This window comes from Pseudomonas sp. IPO3749, from assembly GCF_013386605.1.
In the GTDB taxonomy this organism is placed as follows: Bacteria; Pseudomonadota; Gammaproteobacteria; order Pseudomonadales; family Pseudomonadaceae; genus Aquipseudomonas; species Aquipseudomonas azotoformans_A.
In genome coordinates, this window is record NZ_JACARN010000012.1 from 127,928 (window position 1) to 146,682 (window position 18,755).

An 18,755-nucleotide genomic window follows, 5' to 3' on the forward strand; every position below is an offset into this window, starting at 1 on the left:
GTCCTTAGCCTCTTGGCTCAATGCTGTCGGCCAGGATCGCCAGCACTAACTGCTGGAAGTCCAGACCGGCCGCACGGGCTGCCATGGGGACCAGGCTGTGGTCGGTCATGCCCGGTGCGGTGTTGACTTCCAGGAACCAGAAATTCCCTTGGTCATCCTGCATCACGTCTGCCCGCGCCCAACCGGCGATACCCAGCGCCTCACAGGCTTTCGCCGTGAGGTCCATCAATTCCTGTTCTTTGCTTGCGTCAAGGCCGCACGGGATCCGGTACTGGGTATCGGAAGCCAGGTACTTGGCGTCGTAGTCGTAAAAGGTGTGGGGCGTGCCCAATGCGATAGGCGGCAAAACCTGACCACGCAGGGTGGCGATGGTGTACTCGGGACCCTGGATCCACTGTTCCACCAACACTTGCGAATCGTAGGTACTTGCCGCTTTCCATGCGTCGATCAATTCGGCGGCCGAGTTCACTTTAGCCATGCCGATACTGGAGCCTTCATGGGCAGGTTTGACGATCAAAGGCAGGCCCAGTTCCTTGGCTGCAGAAATACAATCGCCTTCGCTGCACAGAACACTGTGACGCGGGGTGGGAATGCCCAGGCTGTGCCACACCTGCTTGGTGCGCAACTTGTCCATTGCCAACGCGGAAGCAAGGATGCCGCTGCCGGTGTAAGGGATGCCGGCGCACTCCAACAAGCCCTGCATGCTGCCGTCTTCACCGCCACGGCCGTGGAGAATAATGAAGGCGCGGTCGATCTTCTCGGCCAGCAGGCGGGCGAGGAAATCATCGCCCACGTCGATACCGAAGGCATTCACGCCGGCGCTTTGCAGGGCTTCGAGCACAGCGTTGCCCGACTTGAGCGACACTTCGCGCTCAGCGCTTTTACCGCCGAACAACACCGCGACGCGGCCGAAGTCAGCGGGTGCGATTGTGGAAAACAGGGAGCCGTAGTCGTTGATCATTTCGACTTCCCCTTCGCAGCAGCAAACAGCGGGCTCGCCAGTAATTTAGGGGCAAGGCCACCAATGTCACCGGCGCCCTGGCACAGCAAAATGTCACCGGCACGCAGCAGCGGCTTGACGATTGGCGCCAGGTCCACACCACGCTCGATGTAGATCGGGTCCAACTGGCCACGCTGACGGATGCTGTTGCACAGCTTGCGGCTGTCGGCGCCCGGAATCGGTTCTTCACCGGCCGGGTACACCTCCATCAACAGCAGCACGTTGGCATCGGCCAATACATTGACGAAATCGTCGTACAGGTCGCGGGTACGGCTATAGCGGTGCGGCTGGTAGACCATCACCAGGCGGCGCTCCGGCCAGCCACCGCGCACGGCCTTGATCACGGCAGCGACTTCGGTCGGGTGGTGACCGTAGTCGTCCACCAGCATCACGTCGCCGCCTTCTACCGGCAACTGGCCGTAGACCTGGAAGCGACGACCCACGCCGGCAAAGCGCGACAGGCCTTCGACGATGGCTTCATCGCTGACGCCCTCGTCGGTGGCGATACAGATGGTCGCCAGGGAATTGAGTACGTTGTGGTTGCCCGGCATGTTCACCGAGACATCCAGCGGCTCGCGGTCGGGACGCAGCACGGTGAAGAAGGTTTGCATGCCTTCCTGGCGCACATTGATGGCGCGCACGTCGGCGTCTTCGCTGAAGCCGTAGGTCACGGTAGGACGCTTGACCAGTGGCAGGATTTCGCGCACCACCGGATCGTCCAGGCACACCACGGCTAGACCATAGAACGGCAGGTTGTGCAGGAACTCAACGAAGGTTTTCTTCAACTTGTTGAAGTCACCGTCGTAAGTTGCCATGTGGTCTTCGTCGATGTTGGTGACGACGGCGACCAGCGGTTGCAGGTGCAGGAAGCTCGCGTCGCTTTCATCGGCTTCGGCGATCAGGTAACGGCTGGTGCCCAGTTGTGCATTGGTGCCGGCTGCATTCAGGCGGCCACCGATGACGAACGTCGGGTCCAGGCCACCAGCGGCGAACACCGAGGCGATCAGGCTGGTGGTGGTGGTTTTGCCGTGGGTACCGGCGACGGCGATGCCGTGGCGATAACGCATCAACTCGGCCAGCATCTCGGCGCGCGGCACCACGGGAATGCGACGCTCAAGGGCGGTGGCCACTTCCGGGTTGGAGGTGTTCACGGCGCTGGACACCACCAGCACATCGGCTTCAGCGGCGTTCTCGGCGCGGTGGCCGATATAGATCTGTGCACCGAAGGTCTTCAGGCGATCGGTGACCGGCGACTCTTTCAAGTCAGAGCCGGACACCTGGTAGCCCAGGTTCAGCAATACTTCAGCGATGCCGCACATGCCCACGCCACCGATACCAACGAAGTGGATACGACGGATGCGGCGCATTTCCGGTTGCGGCATGGCTTTCTGATTCTCAACCATGGGCCACCTCCAGGCAGATATCGACCACGGTGCGGGTTGCGTCAGGTTTGGCCAGGCGGCTTGCGGTGCTCGCCATGCTATTGAGTCGTTCCGGTTGCATCAAAACCTCGGTCAGGCGTGCGGCCAAATCGGCGGCGCCAGTCGTTCTTTGCGGCAGCAGGAAGGCAGCGCCCTCCCCGGCCAAATATTCGGCGTTGCGGGTCTGGTGATCGTCGATCGCGTGGGGCAAAGGCACCAGCAAGGACGGCAGACCGGCGGCCGCCAGTTCACTGACAGTCAGCGCACCGGAGCGGCAGACCACCAGGTCGGCCCAGCCATAGGCGTGGGCCATGTCTTTGATGAAGGGCTGTACGTTCGCCTCGACACCGGCTTCGCGATAACGCGCGGCGGTGACTTCACCGTGATCTTTGCCAGCCTGATGGAAGACTTCCGGGCGCAATTCCACAGGGAGTTGCGCCAGCGCTTCCGGCAGCAGTTTGTTCAAAGGCTCGGAGCCCAGGCTGCCGCCCATGACCAGCAGGTGCGGCTTGCGCCCTTCCAGTGCTTCACGGGCGATGTCCATAAACAGTTCGGTACGCACCGGGTTGCCAGTGGTGCGCAGCTTGTCCGAGGCACCAAAGGTTTTCGGAAATGCTTCACACACCCGCGCAGCCAACGGCACCAGCAGACGGTTGGCGGTACCGGCGACGGCGTTCTGCTCGTGCACGATCACCGGCACACCGGCGAGCTTGGCGGCAACACCACCAGGACCGGTCACATACCCACCAAAACCGAGCACACACACCGGCTTCAGCTCACGAATGACTTTGCGCGCCTGCCACACCGCCTTGAGCAACACGAACGGCGCCTTGAGCAGGGACAACTTGCCCTTGCCACGCAGGCCGGTGACGTTGATCAAGTGCAGCGGCAAGCCGGCATTCGGCACCAATTCGTTTTCGATGCCACGCGGCGTGCCCAACCAGTGCACGGTGTAGCCACGGTTCTGGAATTCCCGCGCACAGGCCAAGGCCGGGAACACATGGCCCCCGGTGCCGCCCGCCATGATCAGCACGTTAGCGCCCATGGGTCGGCTCCTCGGCAAAATCGCTTTCGCTGAATTCCATCTCTTCGCTGCCCAAGTGGGTTCGACTCTCCCACTCGATGCGCAGCAACAAGCCCAGGCACGCGCAGCAGATCACCAACGAACTGCCGCCGTAGCTGAGGAACGGCAAGGTCAGGCCCTTGGTCGGCAACAGGCCGACGTTCACCCCGATGTTGATCAGGAACTGGCCGATCCACAGGAACGACAAGCCGTACGCCACATAAGCAGCGAAATACTGTTTGGCCTTTTCGGCCCACAAGCCGATGTACATGCCGCGTACACACACGAACACGAACAACGCGACGGTGCACAGCGAACCCACCACGCCCAGCTCTTCGGCAAGTACCGAGAACACGAAGTCGGTGTGCGCTTCCGGCAGGTAGAACTGCTTCTGCACACTGTTGCCCAGGCCCACGCCCAGCCACTCGCCGCGACCGAAGGCGATCAGCGCCTGGGTCAACTGGTAGCCGGAGCCGAACTGGTCGGACCACGGGTCGGTAAAGGTGATCAGACGCGCCATCCGGTAGGGTTGCGCCTGTACCAGAATGGTCACGGCGGCCACGGCCAGCACCACCATCAAGGTAAAGCGGAACAGGCCCACGCCGCCAAGGAACAGCATCGCCGCCGCAGCCCCCATCATCACGACGGTGGCGCCGAAGTCGGGCTCCATCAGCAACAGGCCGGCCATCGGCAGCAGCACGATGAACGGCTTGAAGAAGCCCATCCAGCTTTCGCGCACTTCTTTCTGGCGACGTACCAGGTAACCGGCCAGGTAAATCACCACGAACACCTTGGCGATTTCCGACGGTTGCACGTTGAACGCGCCGAAGCCGATCCAGCGCATCGAACCGTTCACTTCGCGGCCGATACCGGGCAGGATCACCATGATCAGCAAGCCGAACGCACCGATCAGCATCAGCCAACCCAGGCGTTGCCAGGTGGCGATAGGGATCATCATGGTGACGATGCACGCGCCGAGGCCGATCACCAGGTACACCAGGTGACGGATCATCATGTACAGGGTGTTGCCCGACTGCACGGCGGCCACTTCGGACGAAGCCGAGGTGATCATCACCAGGCCAAGGCCCAACAGCGCCAGGCAACCGGCGAGCATCGGAAAGTCGAGGTCGATACCACGCCCGGTGATGATCGGCGATGGGTACGGCTTGATGATATTTCTGAAGTTGATACTCATGCCAAGGCCTCCACGGCGGCGGCGAACAGCTGGCCGCGCTCTTCGTAGTTCTTGAACATGTCGAAACTGGCGCACGCCGGCGACAGCAGCACCGCATCGCCCGGCTGGGCCAGGGCTTTGCATTGCGCGATGGCATCGTCCAGGGAGGTAGCGCGCGCTTGCGGCACGGCATCACCCAATGCGGCGGCGATCAAATCGGAGTCGCGGCCCATCAACACCACGGCGCGGCAATGCTCGGCGACCGGGCCTTTAAGGTCCTTGAAGTCGGCACCCTTGCCGTCGCCACCGGCGATCAGCACCAGCTTGCCGTCGATATCGGCGCCAAGGCCTTCGATAGCCGCCAGGGCCGCACCGACATTGGTGGCCTTGGAATCGTTGTAATAGCTGACGCCGTCGAGATCGCGCACCCACTGGCAGCGATGCTCCAAGCCGCCGAATGTACGCAGGGCCGACAACATGGCGTCGAACGGCAGGCCCACGGCATACCCCAGTGCCAAGGCCGCCAGGGCGTTGGACTGGTTATGCGCGCCACGGATTTTCAGCTCGCGCACCGGCATCAGGTTCTGGAATTCGAAGGCCAGGTATTTCTCGCCGTTCTCTTCGCGAATGCCGAAGGCTTTAAAGTCGGGTTTGCCCAGGCCGAAGGTCCAGCATGGCAGGCCCTCGCCCATCAGCGGACGGCTCAAGGCGTCCTGACGGTTGACCACCACTTGCTTGGCGCCACGGAAGATCCGGTGCTTGGCCAGGTGGTACGCCGGCAAGCCGCTGTAACGGTCCATGTGGTCTTCACTCACGTTCAACACGGTCGCCACTTCGGCCCCGAGGTCGTGGGTGGTTTCCAGTTGAAAGCTCGACAGTTCCATCACGTACAGCTCGACGTCGTCGCTGAGCAGGTCCAGCGCCGGCGTGCCGAGATTGCCGCCCACGGCCACGCGCTTGCCGGCCGCAGCCGCCATCTCGCCGACCAGGGTGGTCACGGTGCTTTTTGCGTTGGAACCGCTGATGGCCACGATCGGCGCCTGCGCGTTACGCGCGAACAGGTCGATATCGCCCGACAGCTTCACGCCACGGGCGGCGGCGGCTTGCAGGGCCGGGGTCGCGATGGCCAGGCCGGGGCTCACGTAGAGCTCGTCGGCACGGCACAGAAACTCGACATCCAGCTCGCCACAACGCACTTCCACGTGCGGGTAGTCACGGCGCAGCGTGACCAGCTCCGGTGGATTTTCCCGCGTATCGGCCACGGCAAACGGCTTGCCCCGGTTCGCCAGGAAGCGAACCAGGGACATGCCGCTCTTGCCGAGGCCGACAACGATGCGGAAGTGGTCTGAAGCGATCAGGGACACTCGTTTCTACCTCAGTTTCAGGGTGGCAAGGCCGATCAGCACCAGAATCACGGTGATGATCCAGAAGCGGACGATCACACGCGGCTCAGGCCAGCCCTTGAGTTCAAAGTGGTGGTGAATCGGTGCCATGCGGAACACGCGGCGCCCGGTCAATTTGAAGGAGGCCACCTGGATGACCACCGACAGGGTTTCCATCACGAACACACCGCCCATGATGAACAGCACGATTTCCTGGCGAACGATCACGGCGATGGTGCCGAGGGCCGCGCCCAGCGCCAGTGCGCCGACGTCACCCATGAAGACTTGTGCGGGATAGGTGTTGAACCACAGGAAGCCCAGGCCAGCACCGATCAGCGCACCGCAGAACACGATCAATTCACCTGCGCCCGGCACATAGGGGATCAGCAGGTATTCAGCGAATTTCACGTTACCCGACAGGTAGCAGAAGATGCCGAGCGCGCCGCCGACCATCACCGTTGGCATGATCGCCAGGCCGTCGAGGCCGTCAGTCAGGTTGACCGCGTTGCTGGAGCCGACGATCACGAAGTAGGTCAGCACCACGAAGCCAACGCCCAGGGGAATGCTGGCGTCCTTGAGCATCGGGATGATCAAAGTGGTTTCCACGGCGCTTGGCGCGGTGGTGTAAAGGAAGATCGCAGCGCCGAGGCCGAACACCGACTGCCAGAAATACTTCCAGCGGCTTGGCAGCCCTTTCGAGTTTTTCTCGATCACTTTGCGGTAGTCGTCCACCCAGCCGATGGCGCCGAACAGCAGCGTCACCAACAAAACGGTCCACACATAACGGTTGTGCAGGTCAGCCCACAGCAAAGTGCTGATGCCGATGGACGACAGGATCAGCGCGCCGCCCATGGTCGGGGTGCCGGATTTGGACAGGTGCGACTGCGGGCCGTCATTACGAACCGATTGACCAATTTGCAGGTTCTGCAGGGTGCGGATCATCCACGGCCCCAGGAACAGCGACAAACACAACGCAGTCAGCACACCCAGGATCCCGCGCAGGGTCAGGTACTGAAAGACCGCGAAGCCTTTGTGGAACTGTTGCAGATACTCAGCCAGCAGCAGCAGCATTAATATTTCTCCGTACTTGAGCCACACAAGGCCGCGACGACGTTTTCCATCACCGCGCTGCGCGATCCCTTGATCAAAATGGTTGTGTGTTTGTCGTGTTCAGCCGCCGTCAGCGCCTGGATCAGCTCGGCCTGGGTCGCGAAATGGCGGGCACCAGGGCCGAAAACGCTGACGGCGTGCGCCATGTGCGGGCCGACGGCGTAAAGCGCGTCGACTTTGCCGGCGGCATAGGCGCCGACTTCGCGGTGGGACTGTTCGGCCCACTCGCCCAGCTCGGCGATATCACCCAGCACCAGCACTTTGCGGCCGTCGAAGCTTTTGAGCAGGTCGATGGCGGCGCAGATGGAGGACTGGTTGGCGTTATAGGTGTCGTCGATCACGCGCATGCCGTTGCTGGCCAACTGCGCCACGGTGCGCCCCTTGACCGGCTGCACCGCACCCAAACCTGTGGCGATACCGAACAGCGACACGCCCAGGGCGTACGCGGCAGCGGCGGCGGCCAAGGCATTGGCGACGTTATGGTTGCCCAGCAGATTCAGCTGCACGTGTTCATTGCCTTGCGGGGTGTGCAAGGTAAAGGACGGGCAGCCACGCGCATCAACGGTAATGTTGGAGGCGTGGAAATCAGCCGCGGCATTGAGCACGGCAAACGTCAGGACCTTGCGACCGGCGGCACGCACACGCCAGGTTTCGAAGGCCTTGTCGTCGAGATTCAAGACAGCAGTGCCCGATGCATCAAGACCTTCAAGGATTTCGCCCTTGGCTTCGACGATTTTCTCCGGGCCACCGAACTCGCCAACGTGGGCGGTGCCGGCATTATTGATGATCGCCACGTGGGGCTTGGTCAGCGCCACGGTGTAGGCAATTTCGCCGACGCGCGATGCGCCCAACTCGATCACGGCAGCGGTGTGTTCCGGGGCCAATTCAAGCAGGGTCAGCGGAGCGCCGAAATCATTGTTCAGGTTGCCACGGGTCGCGAGAACCGGGCCGCGTGTACGCAACACACCGGCGAGCAGTTCCTTGACCGTGGTCTTGCCGCTGGAACCGGTGATGGCTGCAACAGGCTTGTCGAAGGCCGCACGGTTCAGCGCACCCAGTTGACCCAAGGCCAAACGGGTATCGGCAACCAGCAGCTGTGGCAGTGTGGAATCCGCCACTTCGCGTTGCACCAAGGCACCGACGGCACCTTTGGCGGCGACGTCATTCAGGTAGTCGTGACCATCGAAGCGCGGGCCCGCCAGGGCGACAAACAATTGCCCTGGCTTGATGGCGCGGCTGTCGATACTGACGCCGTCGAAACTGCAATCGCTCGACAGCACACGGGCCGACAGGGCCTGGCTCAGTTCGCTGAATGTCATTGCCTTAAGCATGGGCGACCTCCCAGGCGGTCAAGGCATGGTCGGCCTCGATCAGATCGGAGAAGGCGTGGCGCTCACCGTTGATTTCCTGATAGTCCTCGTGACCTTTACCCGCCAGCACCACCACGTCGTCAGCAGCGGCGCTGGCGATCAATTGGGCGATGGCGGCGCCGCGACCGGCGACAAAGGTGGCCTTGGACACGTCTTTGAAGCCGACACGGATGTCGTCGAAAATCTGGCTCGGGTCTTCACTGCGCGGGTTGTCGTCGGTGACGAGCACGCCATCGGCCAGGCGCTCGACGATCTCGGCCATCAACGGGCGTTTGCCGCGATCACGGTCACCGCCGCAACCGAACAGGCACAGCAGCTTGCCCTTGGCGTGTGGGCGCAGGGCCACCAGGACTTTTTCCAGGGCGTCCGGTGTGTGGGCGTAGTCGACCACCACCAGCGGCTGCTTGCCGCCACCCAGGCGCTGCATGCGACCGACCGGGCCTTCCAGCTTCGGCAGTACACGCAGGATTTCGTCGAGGGCGTAATCCAGGCCGAGCAGCGCACCGACGGCCGCCAGGGTGTTGCTCAGGTTGAAGCGACCGAGCAGGCTGCTGCGCAGATGATGCTCGCCCTGCGGCGTCACCAGTGTGGCGCGCACGCCTTCGTCATTGAACTGGGCTTCGCGGCAATACAGGTACGCGCTGGAATCCTCCAGGCTGTAGCTGATCAGGCGCGACTCACGGTCTTCGGCAGCCAGTTGGCGGCCGAACGCATCATCCAGGTTTACCACGCGGCACTTGAGGTCGTTCCAGGCAAATAGCTTGGCCTTCTCGGTAGCGTAGGCTTCCATGGTGCCGTGGTAGTCGAGGTGATCGCGGGACAGGTTGGTCATCACCGCCACATCAAACGCCAGCGCAGCAACGCGGCCTTGATGCAAACCGTGGGACGACACTTCCATGGCAACCGCCTTGGCGCCGGCCTTTTTCAGGTCAGCCAGGGTCGCTTGCACGGCGATCGGATTCGGCGTGGTGTGCAGGCCGCTTTGCAGCGCGCCATAGAAACCGGTGCCCAGTGTGCCGACGATGCCGCAATGCTGACCCAGCAGGTCAAGCGCTTGGGCGATCAGTTGGGTCACGCTGGTCTTGCCGTTGGTGCCGGTGACGCCGACCAGATTGACGTGTCGACTCGGATCACCGTAAAAACGCCCGGCGATATCCGAGAGCTGCTTGGCCAGACCTTTGACCGGAATCAACGGCACGTCGGTGATCGGCAGCACGGTGGCGCCTTCCACTTCATAAGCCACGGCGGCCGCACCGCGTTGCAACGCATCCGCGATATGCGCTCGGCCATCGAATTTACCGCCAGGCACCGCCAGGAACAGGTCACCGGCACGCACATTACGACTGTCCAGGCTCAACTCGCGAATCAGTAGATCGCGACCGGCGTGGGCAAAAATCTTGTTCAGGCTAAGAGACATCAGCCGCGCCCTCCATTGGCTTTTACGGCAGCGGCCGGTGGTCCGGCGTTCGCTTGTTGGGTCGGCGGCAGGTTGTCCGGCGTGATGTTCATCAGGCGCAGGGTGCCGGACATCACTTTGCTGAACACCGGCGCCGATACCAGGCCACCGAAGTAACCGGCTTTGCTCGGCTCATCGATCACCACGACGATGGCGTAGCGTGGATCGCTCATCGGGCCGAAACCGGCGAACAGCGAACGGTAGGAGTTTTCGGCGTAGCCCTTGGTGCCCACCGAGGTTTTACGCGCCGTACCCGACTTGCCGGCCACGTGATACGCCGGCACCTGGGCACGGAATACGCCGCGCGGTGCTTCGATCACTTGTTGCAGCATGCCTTGCATGGTCTTGGCGACGTTTTCCGGGATCACCTGGGTGGCTTTCGGCGCTTCATCGACGTGGATCAGGCTCAGCGGAACCATCCGGCCATTATTCGCCAATACAGAGAAAGCGTGGGCCAGCTGGATCGCCGTCACCGACAGACCGTAACCGTAGGAAAGCGTGGCGGTCTCGGCCTTTTTCCAGTCGCGGTAGTTCGGCAGGTTGCCCACGCGCTCGCCTGGGAAATCCAGGCCGGTGGGCTGGCCCAGACCGATCTTCTGCGCCAGGTGGTAGATGGTTTCGCCGCCGATATCGAAGGCGACCTTACTCATGCCCACGTTACTGGAGTTGATCAGGATACCTGTCAAATCCAGCACCGGACCTTCGGTGCGGGACACGTCACGAATGGTGTATTTGCCCAACTGCAAGGTGCCTGGATACACCTCGACCTTGTCGCTGGGCTTCCAGCGTCCGGTTTCGAGGGCAGCACTCATGGAGATGGCTTTCATAGTCGAACCCGGCTCGAACACGTCGATCATCGCGCGGTTGCGCATCATCGCCGGTTGCAGGTTGCGGCGGTTGTTCGGGTTGTAGGTCGGCTGGTTGACCATGGCGAGGATCTCGCCGGTCTTCACGTCCATGATCACCAGGCTGCCGGCCTTGGCGCCGTTCTCGATGATCGCGTTACGCAGCTCGCGGTTGGCCAGGTATTGCAGGCGCAGGTCAATCGACAACGCCAAGGGCTTACCGGCCTTGGCGTTTTTGGTGACTTGGACATCCTTGATCAGTCTGCCGCGCCGATCCTTGATGACTTGTCGTTTGCCGGGAACCCCGGCGAGCCATTCATCGTAGGCGAGTTCCACGCCTTCGCGGCCATGGTCATCGATGTCGGTGAAGCCGACCATATGCGCGGTGGTTTCACCGGCCGGGTAGAAACGACGGAACTCCTCGATGCCGTAGACACCAGGGACTTTAAGGTCGAGCACTTGCTGGCCTTGTTCGGGGGTCAGCCCGCGAACCAGGTAGATAAACTCTTTATTGGCCTGGGCTTCCAGGCGCTCAGCCAAGGCTTTCGGATCTTGTCCCAACGCAGAGGCAAGGGCCGGCCAACGATCCTTGGCGACCTGCAATTCCTTTGCGTTCGCCCACAGGGTGGTCACCGGGGTACTAACGGCCAAGGGCTCGCCGTTGCGGTCGGTGATCAGGCCGCGGTGTGCAGGAATCGGGATATGACGCAAGCTACGGGCGTTACCCTCGCCGATCAGGAAGTCGCGATCGACCACTTGCAGATCGACGATCCGCCAGGCAATCGCACCGACCATCAATGCCAGCAAGCCGAGCATCAGGCGGAAGCGCCAGGGGTAGAGTGCACCCTCGAGTTTCATCATGGCGCCACCATGCGGACTTCAGCCGCGCCAGGAATATGCATTTTCAGCTGTTCGGTGGCTAGCACTTCGATACGGCTATGGGCCGTCCAGGTGCTTTGCTCCAGGATCAACCGACCCCACTCCGCTTGCGCCTTGTCACGCACACTCAGTTCCCCGTACAGGGTATTGAGCAATTGACGGTTGTAGTGGGCGCTGTAGGACACCGCAATCGCGGAAACCAGCACACCGACAAACAGCAGCATCATAAAGAAGCTGCCGCCCGGGAGGGGCTTGGCAAAAAGCTTGCTCACCGCAGCTTCTCGGCAACGCGCATGACGGCGCTGCGGGAACGTGGGTTGGCCTTGAGTTCGGCTTCGGAAGCGAACTGCGCTTTGCCATGGATTTTGATTTTCGGCACAAAGGCTTCGAAACGTACCGGCAGGTTGCGCGGCAGGTTGTCGGACTCACCCTTGACCAGGCGACGCATGAACAATTTGACGATGCGGTCTTCCAGCGAGTGGAAGCTGATCACGACAAGGCGACCGCCCACTTCCAGCGCCTCGAGGGCAGCCTCAAGGCCGGCCTCCAGGTCGCCCAATTCGTTGTTGACGTGAATGCGCAGGCCCTGGAACGCACGGGTCGCCGGGTTCTTGCCCTTTTCCCACGCTGGGTTGGCGACTTTCAGCACTTCGGCCAGATCAGCGGTGCGTTCGAATGGCTGGATTTCACGGCGCTCGACCACGGCACGGGCCATGCGACCGGCGAAGCGTTCTTCACCGTATTCCTTGAACACGCGGGTGATTTCTTCATGGGGCGCGGTCGCAATGAACTCCGCTGCGCTGATACCCCGAGTCGGGTCCATGCGCATATCGAGCGGGCCATCGTTCATGAAACTGAAGCCGCGCTCCGGGTCGTCGAGCTGCGGCGAAGACACGCCCAGGTCGAGCAAAACCCCGGCCACCTTGCCCGCCATGCCACGTTCGGCGACTTCAGCGCCTAGTTCGGCAAAGCTGCGCTGCACAACGACAAAGCGGCCGTCTTCGGCCGCTAGCGCTTGCCCGGTGGCAATCGCTTGAGGGTCTTTGTCGAACCCGAGGAGTTTGCCGTCGGACCCGAGCTGGCTGAGTATCAACCGGCTATGCCCGCCCCTGCCGAAGGTGCCATCCAGATAGCAGCCATCCGCGCGTACGGCGAGAGCCTCAACGGCTTCGTCAAGCAGTACGGTGATGTGGTTAAAGCCGCTATCAATAGTCACAGGATCAAATCACGCAGTTCATCAGGCATAGCGCCCGGTTGTTGAATAGCAGCCAGGTCAGCTGCAGAAACAGCATCCCAGGCATCTTCGTCCCACAATTGGAACTTGTTCAGTTGACCAACCAGCATTGCGCGCTTATCCAGCTTGGCGTACTCGCGCAGACGCGGAGGCACCAGGAAGCGACCGCTGCCATCCAACTCAAGGTCGACGGCGTTACCAATCAGCAAACGCTGCAGGCGGCGGTTCTCTTCACGCAACGAAGGCAGGGCGCGCAGTTTGGTTTCGATCAACTCCCACTCATCGAGGGGGTAAACACATAAACAAGGGTCAACGGCATCGATCGTGATGATCAACTGTCCAGAACTTCGCGAAATCAGCTCGTCACGATACCGGCTCGGCATAGCGAGACGGCCTTTTGCATCGAGACTGATAGCGTTAGCTCCGCGAAACACAGATGCGTTTCTCCAAATTTTAGCGTTTTACGTTCAAAAAACCCACTTTGTGCCACTTTCCGCCACTTGCGCACACTATAGGAATGCGCCCACCACACCGTCAAGGCGCGGATTCAAGGAAAAGCCTTACAGAACGGAGATTTAGGAGCGTAAAAGGAGGAGAAACCAGAGTTCAGCGATGTTTTTGGCCCAACAAGCACAAATAGCTCAAAGAGCTATAGCTCGAAGTTAAAGTAATTTATTAAGAGTAAGATTTTTTTGGTATTACGAAGATGCATCTGCCAATGATTCGGCAGGGAGGGATTCTTGCGTTACTACCGGTTTTCTGCCCGAGATTCGGACAGAAGGAAAAAGGTGGAGAGTCGATCTGTAAGCCGGGTTCTGTCTTGAACAGTCATTCGTCTACGATGGCCATCACTGGACATCTTTAGCAACCTACCCGGTCCCAGCGCGGGCCACGCCTTGGGACCCTATTTGGTCTTGCTCCAAGTGGGGTTTACCTAGCCACGAACTGTTGCCAGTCGTGCGGTGCGCTCTTACCGCACCTTTTCACCCTTACCGGCACCGAAGTGCTTAGGCGGTTATTTTCTGTGGCACTTTCCGTAGGCTCACGCCTCCCAGGCATTACCTGGCACTTCGCCCTATGGAGCCCGGACTTTCCTCCCCCCCCTAATTTTCATAGAGGGCAGCGACTGTCCAATCGACTCTCCGCCGCGCAGGTTAACGGCACGGCGGACTTAGGACAAGTAATAAAAGTTCAGAATTGCCATCACGTTCAGACGCAATACCGGATTAACACCGGAACTATTCGGCTTTCTGCTTATCGAGCGCCGCTTGATACAAGAGGTTCTTGCGCACACCAGTAATTTCCGCCGCCAGGGCTGCGGCTCGCTTGAGCGGCATCTCATTGAGCAGCAGGTCCAGGATGCGCATGGCCTCGCTGCCCACGGCGTCTTCGTCCTCTGGCGCGGTCCAGCCCGCCACCAGCACCACGCACTCGCCGCGCTGTTGGTTGCTGTCGCCCTCGACGAACGCACGCAGCGCTTCCAATGGCAGGCCCTTGAGGGTTTCGAAGGTCTTGGTCAGCTCGCGGGCCAGCAGCGCCAGGCGTTCGCCGCCAAATACCAGCTCCATGTCCTGCAGGCATTCAAGGATGCGATGCGGGGCTTCATAGAAGATCAAGGTGCGGGGTTCTTCTTTCAGCGCTTGAAGGCGTGCGCGACGTCCAACAGCCTTGGCCGGCAGAAAACCTTCAAAGATGAAACGGTCGGACGGCAACCCCGCCGCCGACAATGCAGCGATCAGCGCGCACGCACCCGGAACAGGCACTACATTGATACCAGCGGCCCGCGCCTGGCGCACCAGGTGGTAGCCAGGGTCGGAGATCAGCGGCGTGCCCGCGTCGGAGATCAGCGCCACATCGTCGCCGGCCAGCAGGCGCACGATAAAGCGACTGCCTTCCTCGCGCTCGTTGTGCTCATGGCAAGCCGCTAATGGCGTGCTGATACCAAAATGCTGCATCAACCGCTGGGAGTGACGGGTGTCTTCAGCCGCGATCAATTTAACCTCGCGCAACACTTTCAATGCTCGCGCACTGATGTCGTCCAGGTTGCCAATGGGCGTCGCCACGACAAAAAGCGAGCCTGCAGTGGAATTCAAAGGACCTGGAGCAGTCAAAACGCACACCTCGATGGTTGGCAAAAGCGACATTGTAGCGCGTAGGCGCCTGGAAAATATGCCATCACGGCCGATGCCTTTTCAGCCGTTTAAAGCCAACTGCAACATTTGCACGACCTAAATCGACGGTTTCACGCCAGTAACATCGCGCCTGGGCCAGTGCTTGGGTACAATTCCACGCTAATTTGATCGGTATCAGGAACACTTACATGATCGCTTGCCTGCGGCTGCTCTCCGCCCTCTGCCTCGCTGCCTTGTTGGCCGCGTGTGCCAGCTCGCCCTCGTCCAGCCTTGGCGACCTTCCACGGACCCCGGACGCCAGTATCGAGCAACTGCTCGAACAGGCCACCACCGCCAAGACGCCAGAAAAGGCCGCATTGCTGCGCCTGAGTGCGGCAGACATGGCCTACAAGCAGAATAACCCCGGCCGCTCGTCGCAGATTCTTGCGCAGGTGCCCCTGGATGTCCTCAAGCCCGCCGCGCAAGTGTTTGCCAGTACCTTGGCCGCCGAACTGGCCATGGCGCGCAACCAGCCCAAGGCCGCGCTGACCGCCCTGAACCACCCGAGCCTGCAAAGCCTGAAGGACCTGCCACCTGAACAGCAGGTCCGCACCGGCAGCGTGCACGCCCGTGCCTATGAAGCGGATGGCCAGACCCTGGCCGCCGCCCGCGAACGTGTGGCCATGGCCCCGCTGCTCACGGGCGATGCCGCCAAAAGCAACCATGAAGCCATCTGGGTATTGATCGCCGCACTGCCGGCTGAACAGCTGCAGGCCAGCGGCAACCCGACGCTCGACGGCTGGATCACTCTGGCCCAGGCGGTCAAGGGCGCCGGCACGCTGGAGCAGCAACAGGCCGCCATCGATACCTGGCGCGCGCAGAACCCGGGTCACCCGGCGGCTGTGCAGCTGCCAACGCCACTGACCAAGCTCAAGGAGCTGGCGAGCCAGCCACTGACCAAGATTGCCCTGCTGCTGCCACAGGACGGCCCGCTGGCTTCCGTCGGCAAGGCGCTGCGTGAAGGCTTCATGGCTGCGCACTACCAGGCTGAACAAGCCGGGCAGAAGCCGCCGGTCATCGAGTTCTATGACAGCTCGCGCCTCAACTCCCTCGACGACTTCTACGCCAAGGCCCAGGCGGCCGGCGTGCAACTGGTGGTCGGCCCGCTGGAAAAACCGCTGGTCAAACAGCTCAGCGCACGTCCGCAGTTACCAATCACCACCCTGGCGCTGAACTACAGCGAGACTGATCGCAGCCCGGCGCAACTGTTCCAGTTCGGTTTGGCCGCTGAAGACGAAGCCCGCGAAGTCTCGCGCCGCGCCCGTGCCGATGGCCTGCATCGCGCGGCTGCAATGGTGCCCCGTGGCGAATGGGGCGAGCGTGTCTACAAGGCCTTCCGCCAGGACTGGGAAGCCAATGGCGGCCAGGTCATGGGGGTCGAGTATGTCGATCAGCCAGTCGCCCTTGCCCAGCAAATTGCCGACCTGTTCCAACTACGTAAAAGCGAAGGCCGCGCCAAGAGCCTGCAAAGCACCGTCGGCACCGACGTCGCTGCGCAACCTTCGCGTCGCCAGGACATCGAGTTCATCTTCCTGGCCGTGACCCCACAACTGGCCCAGCAGATCAAGCCAACCCTGAACTTCCAATACGCAGGCGACGTGCCGGTCTACGCCACGTCCCACGTGTTCAGCGCCAGCGGCGACAAAAACCAGTACCTGGACATGACCAACGTGATGTTCTGCGAAACCCCTTGGCTGCTCAACACCACCGACCCACTGCGCAACCAGGTTGCCGCACAATGGCCGCAAGCCAATGGCAGCCTCGGCCGCCTGTACGCGATGGGCGTCGATGCCTACCGCCTGGCGCCGCGCCTGGGGCAGCTCAAGGCATTGCCGGACACCCGTGTTGACGGCCTGTCGGGCAACCTGGGCATCAGCGCCAACCAGCGCGTTGATCGCCAGATGCCATGGGCCAAGTTTGTCGGCGGTGAGATCCAGCGCCTGCCGGACACCCCGCGCTGATGCCCGAGCGGTCCAGCGCACAAAGCGGCAAGGATGCCGAACTACAAGCTCTGAAACACTTGCAACAACAGGGTCTGCGCCTGCTGGCGCAGAACTGGTTGTGTAAACGCGGCGAGCTTGATCTGGTCATGCTTGACGGCGATACAGTAGTATTCGTCGAAGTCCGCTACAGAAAACACGCACAATGGGGTGGCGCGCTCGCCAGTATTGACGGGCGCAAGCGTCAAAAGCTGATACTCGCCGCGCAGTTTTTCCTGCAAAAAGAGCATCGCTGGGCCGACGCCCCCTGCCGTTTCGATGTGGTTGCCATAGAAAGCACACCGTCTGGTCAGGCTGATCTGAACTGGCTGAAAAATGCCTTCGACAGCTGATTCGCCGGACATCTTCACCACACACTTTTGCTCTTTGCTTTGCGGGCTGCACATTCCTGTGCCAAACAGCCGCGCTACTTAAGGTCACACAGATGGACATGCAATCCCGAATTCGCCAGCTTTTCCAGGCCAGCATCGACACCAAGCAACAGGCGATGGACGTACTTGCACCGCACATCGAGCAAGCCAGTCAGGTCATGGTCAATGCCTTGCTCAACGAGGGCAAAATGCTTTCGTGCGGCAACGGTGGTTCGGCCGGCGACGCCCAGCATTTCTCGTCCGAGCTGCTCAACCGCTTCGAGCGTGAGCGCCCTAGCCTGCCGGCCATTGCCTTGACCACCGACTCGTCGACGATTACCTCGATCGCCAACGACTACAGCTATAACGAAATTTTCTCCAAGCAGATCCGCGCCCTGGGCCAACCCGGCGATGTGCTGCTGGCGATTTCCACCAGCGGCAACTCGGCGAATATTATTCAGGCGATCCAGGCCGCACATGATCGCGAAATGATTGTCGTAGCATTGACCGGGCGCGATGGCGGCGGCATGGCTTCGCTGCTGTTGCCTGAAGATGTGGAGATTCGCGTCCCGGCCAATGTCACCGCACGTATCCAGGAAGTCCACCTGCTGGCGATCCACTGCCTGTGCGATCTGATCGACAGCCAACTGTTTGGGAGTGAAGAATGACCGTTAACCGCCTGAGCCTTTTGGCCATCACCCTGTGCCTCGCTATCAGCGGCTGCAGCACGGCCATCACTGCAACACGCGACACCCCTATTCAGGATGACAAGGGCACCCGTACCTTCGGCAGCAAGATCGATGACTCGCTGATCGAAACCAAGGTTGAAGTCAACGTCGCCAAGGCCGCCACCGACCTGGGCAACGGCGCCTCGCGCATTGTGGTCACCAGCTTCAACGGCGTAGTGCTGCTCGCCGGCCAGACGCCACGCGCCGACCTCAAGGCCCAGGCCGAACAAGCCGCCGCCGCTGTACAGCGCGTGAAGAAGGTGCACAACGAATTGCAGGTGATGGACCCGATCACCCTGCTGGCCATCAGCAACGACGCGCTGCTGACGACCAAGATCAAGGCGCAGATGCTCACCGATAACGCGATCCCTGGCTCGCGCATCAAGGTCGTGACCGATAACGGCATCGTCTACCTGATGGGCCTGCTCACCCAGGCCGAAGCCACTCGCGCAGCCAACTTGGTGCAGGGTGTGTCCGGGGTACAGAAAATCGTCAAGGTGTTCGAGTACATCGACTGACCGAAACGACAGCCACAAAAAAGGGCGCCGCACGGCGCCCTTTTTTATCAGCGA

At 61.3% G+C, this 18,755-nt stretch carries 17 protein-coding genes and 1 other RNA gene; 4 read left to right on the top strand and 14 right to left on the bottom strand.

The window, feature by feature from the left end:
• Window positions 1-4: 4 nt before the first annotated feature.
• The 14 genes from HX812_RS05260 to rsmI all read right to left on the bottom strand — a co-directional run bounded on the left by HX812_RS05260 (window position 5) and on the right by rsmI (window position 15,078).
• Window positions 5-961 (bottom strand): D-alanine--D-alanine ligase, encoded by a 957-nt coding sequence (locus HX812_RS05260; protein WP_038849910.1) that lies wholly within the window; start codon window positions 959-961, stop codon window positions 5-7.
• Window positions 958-2,403 carry a UDP-N-acetylmuramate--L-alanine ligase gene (murC, locus tag HX812_RS05265; protein WP_038849909.1) on the bottom strand — a complete coding sequence of 482 codons (1,446 nt, stop codon included), beginning with the start codon at window positions 2,401-2,403 and terminating at the stop codon, window positions 958-960. The genes HX812_RS05260 and murC overlap by 4 nt, the downstream gene beginning before the upstream one ends.
• A complete protein-coding gene (gene murG, locus HX812_RS05270) occupies window positions 2,396-3,466 on the bottom strand; it encodes an undecaprenyldiphospho-muramoylpentapeptide beta-N-acetylglucosaminyltransferase (protein ID WP_038849908.1) in 1,071 nt (356 codons plus the stop codon). Before murG ends, murC begins: the two co-directional genes overlap by 8 nt.
• Window positions 3,456-4,679 (bottom strand): putative lipid II flippase FtsW, encoded by a 1,224-nt coding sequence (ftsW, locus tag HX812_RS05275; RefSeq protein ID WP_016974959.1) that lies wholly within the window; start codon window positions 4,677-4,679, stop codon window positions 3,456-3,458. The genes murG and ftsW overlap by 11 nt, the downstream gene beginning before the upstream one ends.
• A complete protein-coding gene (gene murD / locus HX812_RS05280; RefSeq protein ID WP_038849905.1) occupies window positions 4,676-6,022 on the bottom strand; it encodes a UDP-N-acetylmuramoyl-L-alanine--D-glutamate ligase in 1,347 nt (448 codons plus the stop codon). Before murD ends, ftsW begins: the two co-directional genes overlap by 4 nt.
• Before the next feature lie 6 nt (window positions 6,023-6,028).
• Window positions 6,029-7,111 (bottom strand): phospho-N-acetylmuramoyl-pentapeptide-transferase, encoded by a 1,083-nt coding sequence (gene mraY / locus HX812_RS05285; RefSeq protein ID WP_028618893.1) that lies wholly within the window; start codon window positions 7,109-7,111, stop codon window positions 6,029-6,031.
• Window positions 7,111-8,481, bottom strand: a complete 1,371-nt coding sequence (gene murF / locus HX812_RS05290; RefSeq protein ID WP_038849903.1) for a UDP-N-acetylmuramoyl-tripeptide--D-alanyl-D-alanine ligase — start codon at window positions 8,479-8,481, stop codon at window positions 7,111-7,113. The genes mraY and murF overlap by 1 nt, the downstream gene beginning before the upstream one ends.
• On the bottom strand, window positions 8,474-9,937 hold the full coding sequence (locus tag HX812_RS05295) for a UDP-N-acetylmuramoyl-L-alanyl-D-glutamate--2,6-diaminopimelate ligase (protein ID WP_038849901.1): 1,464 nt from the start codon (window positions 9,935-9,937) through the stop codon (window positions 8,474-8,476). Before HX812_RS05295 ends, murF begins: the two co-directional genes overlap by 8 nt.
• Window positions 9,937-11,679 carry a penicillin-binding protein 2 gene (locus HX812_RS05300; RefSeq protein ID WP_177074857.1) on the bottom strand — a complete coding sequence of 581 codons (1,743 nt, stop codon included), beginning with the start codon at window positions 11,677-11,679 and terminating at the stop codon, window positions 9,937-9,939. Before HX812_RS05300 ends, HX812_RS05295 begins: the two co-directional genes overlap by 1 nt.
• Window positions 11,679-11,972: a cell division protein FtsL gene (gene ftsL / locus HX812_RS05305; RefSeq protein ID WP_016974953.1), complete on the bottom strand. Its 294-nt coding sequence runs from the start codon at window positions 11,970-11,972 to the stop codon at window positions 11,679-11,681. The genes HX812_RS05300 and ftsL overlap by 1 nt, the downstream gene beginning before the upstream one ends.
• On the bottom strand, window positions 11,969-12,916 hold the full coding sequence (gene rsmH, locus HX812_RS05310; RefSeq protein ID WP_016974952.1) for a 16S rRNA (cytosine(1402)-N(4))-methyltransferase RsmH: 948 nt from the start codon (window positions 12,914-12,916) through the stop codon (window positions 11,969-11,971). The genes ftsL and rsmH overlap by 4 nt, the downstream gene beginning before the upstream one ends.
• On the bottom strand, window positions 12,913-13,368 hold the full coding sequence (gene mraZ, locus HX812_RS05315; protein ID WP_003171868.1) for a division/cell wall cluster transcriptional repressor MraZ: 456 nt from the start codon (window positions 13,366-13,368) through the stop codon (window positions 12,913-12,915). The genes rsmH and mraZ overlap by 4 nt, the downstream gene beginning before the upstream one ends.
• Window positions 13,369-13,722: 354 nt before the next feature.
• Window positions 13,723-14,076: RNase P RNA component class A (rnpB, locus tag HX812_RS05320), an RNA gene on the bottom strand.
• A gap of 96 nt (window positions 14,077-14,172) precedes the next feature.
• A complete protein-coding gene (rsmI, locus tag HX812_RS05325) occupies window positions 14,173-15,078 on the bottom strand; it encodes a 16S rRNA (cytidine(1402)-2'-O)-methyltransferase (RefSeq protein ID WP_161630252.1) in 906 nt (301 codons plus the stop codon).
• Between the two features lie 176 nt (window positions 15,079-15,254).
• Between rsmI and HX812_RS05330 the strand changes: the two genes are divergently transcribed.
• From HX812_RS05330 to HX812_RS05345, 4 genes are all read left to right on the top strand, one after another.
• Window positions 15,255-17,066 carry a penicillin-binding protein activator gene (locus tag HX812_RS05330; RefSeq protein ID WP_038849897.1) on the top strand — a complete coding sequence of 604 codons (1,812 nt, stop codon included), beginning with the start codon at window positions 15,255-15,257 and terminating at the stop codon, window positions 17,064-17,066.
• Window positions 17,066-17,437 carry a YraN family protein gene (locus tag HX812_RS05335; protein WP_061435353.1) on the top strand — a complete coding sequence of 124 codons (372 nt, stop codon included), beginning with the start codon at window positions 17,066-17,068 and terminating at the stop codon, window positions 17,435-17,437. The genes HX812_RS05330 and HX812_RS05335 overlap by 1 nt, the downstream gene beginning before the upstream one ends.
• Before the next feature lie 92 nt (window positions 17,438-17,529).
• Complete coding sequence (locus HX812_RS05340) at window positions 17,530-18,123, top strand: phosphoheptose isomerase (protein ID WP_007904374.1); 594 nt, start codon at window positions 17,530-17,532, stop codon at window positions 18,121-18,123.
• Window positions 18,120-18,701 carry a BON domain-containing protein gene (locus HX812_RS05345; protein ID WP_016974948.1) on the top strand — a complete coding sequence of 194 codons (582 nt, stop codon included), beginning with the start codon at window positions 18,120-18,122 and terminating at the stop codon, window positions 18,699-18,701. Before HX812_RS05340 ends, HX812_RS05345 begins: the two co-directional genes overlap by 4 nt.
• Window positions 18,702-18,755: the final 54 nt, after the last annotated feature.

Excerpts from the sequence above, each read along its gene's own strand:
- HX812_RS05260 (WP_038849910.1), bottom strand. The coding sequence starts at position 961 with ATGATCAACGACTACGGCTCCCTGTTTTCCACAATCGCACCCGCTGAC.
- murC (WP_038849909.1), bottom strand. The coding sequence starts at position 2,403 with ATGGTTGAGAATCAGAAAGCCATGCCGCAACCGGAAATGCGCCGCATC.
- murG (WP_038849908.1), bottom strand. The coding sequence starts at position 3,466 with ATGGGCGCTAACGTGCTGATCATGGCGGGCGGCACCGGGGGCCATGTG.
- ftsW (WP_016974959.1), bottom strand. The coding sequence starts at position 4,679 with ATGAGTATCAACTTCAGAAATATCATCAAGCCGTACCCATCGCCGATC.
- mraY (WP_028618893.1), bottom strand. The coding sequence starts at position 7,111 with ATGCTGCTGCTGCTGGCTGAGTATCTGCAACAGTTCCACAAAGGCTTC.
- murF (WP_038849903.1), bottom strand. The coding sequence starts at position 8,481 with ATGCTTAAGGCAATGACATTCAGCGAACTGAGCCAGGCCCTGTCGGCC.
- HX812_RS05295 (WP_038849901.1), bottom strand. The coding sequence starts at position 9,937 with ATGTCTCTTAGCCTGAACAAGATTTTTGCCCACGCCGGTCGCGATCTA.
- HX812_RS05300 (WP_177074857.1), bottom strand. The coding sequence starts at position 11,679 with ATGAAACTCGAGGGTGCACTCTACCCCTGGCGCTTCCGCCTGATGCTC.
- rsmI (WP_161630252.1), bottom strand. The coding sequence starts at position 15,078 with ATGTCGCTTTTGCCAACCATCGAGGTGTGCGTTTTGACTGCTCCAGGT.
- HX812_RS05330 (WP_038849897.1), top strand. The coding sequence starts at position 15,255 with ATGATCGCTTGCCTGCGGCTGCTCTCCGCCCTCTGCCTCGCTGCCTTG.
- HX812_RS05335 (WP_061435353.1), top strand. The coding sequence starts at position 17,066 with ATGCCCGAGCGGTCCAGCGCACAAAGCGGCAAGGATGCCGAACTACAA.
- HX812_RS05340 (WP_007904374.1), top strand. The coding sequence starts at position 17,530 with ATGGACATGCAATCCCGAATTCGCCAGCTTTTCCAGGCCAGCATCGAC.
- HX812_RS05345 (WP_016974948.1), top strand. The coding sequence starts at position 18,120 with ATGACCGTTAACCGCCTGAGCCTTTTGGCCATCACCCTGTGCCTCGCT.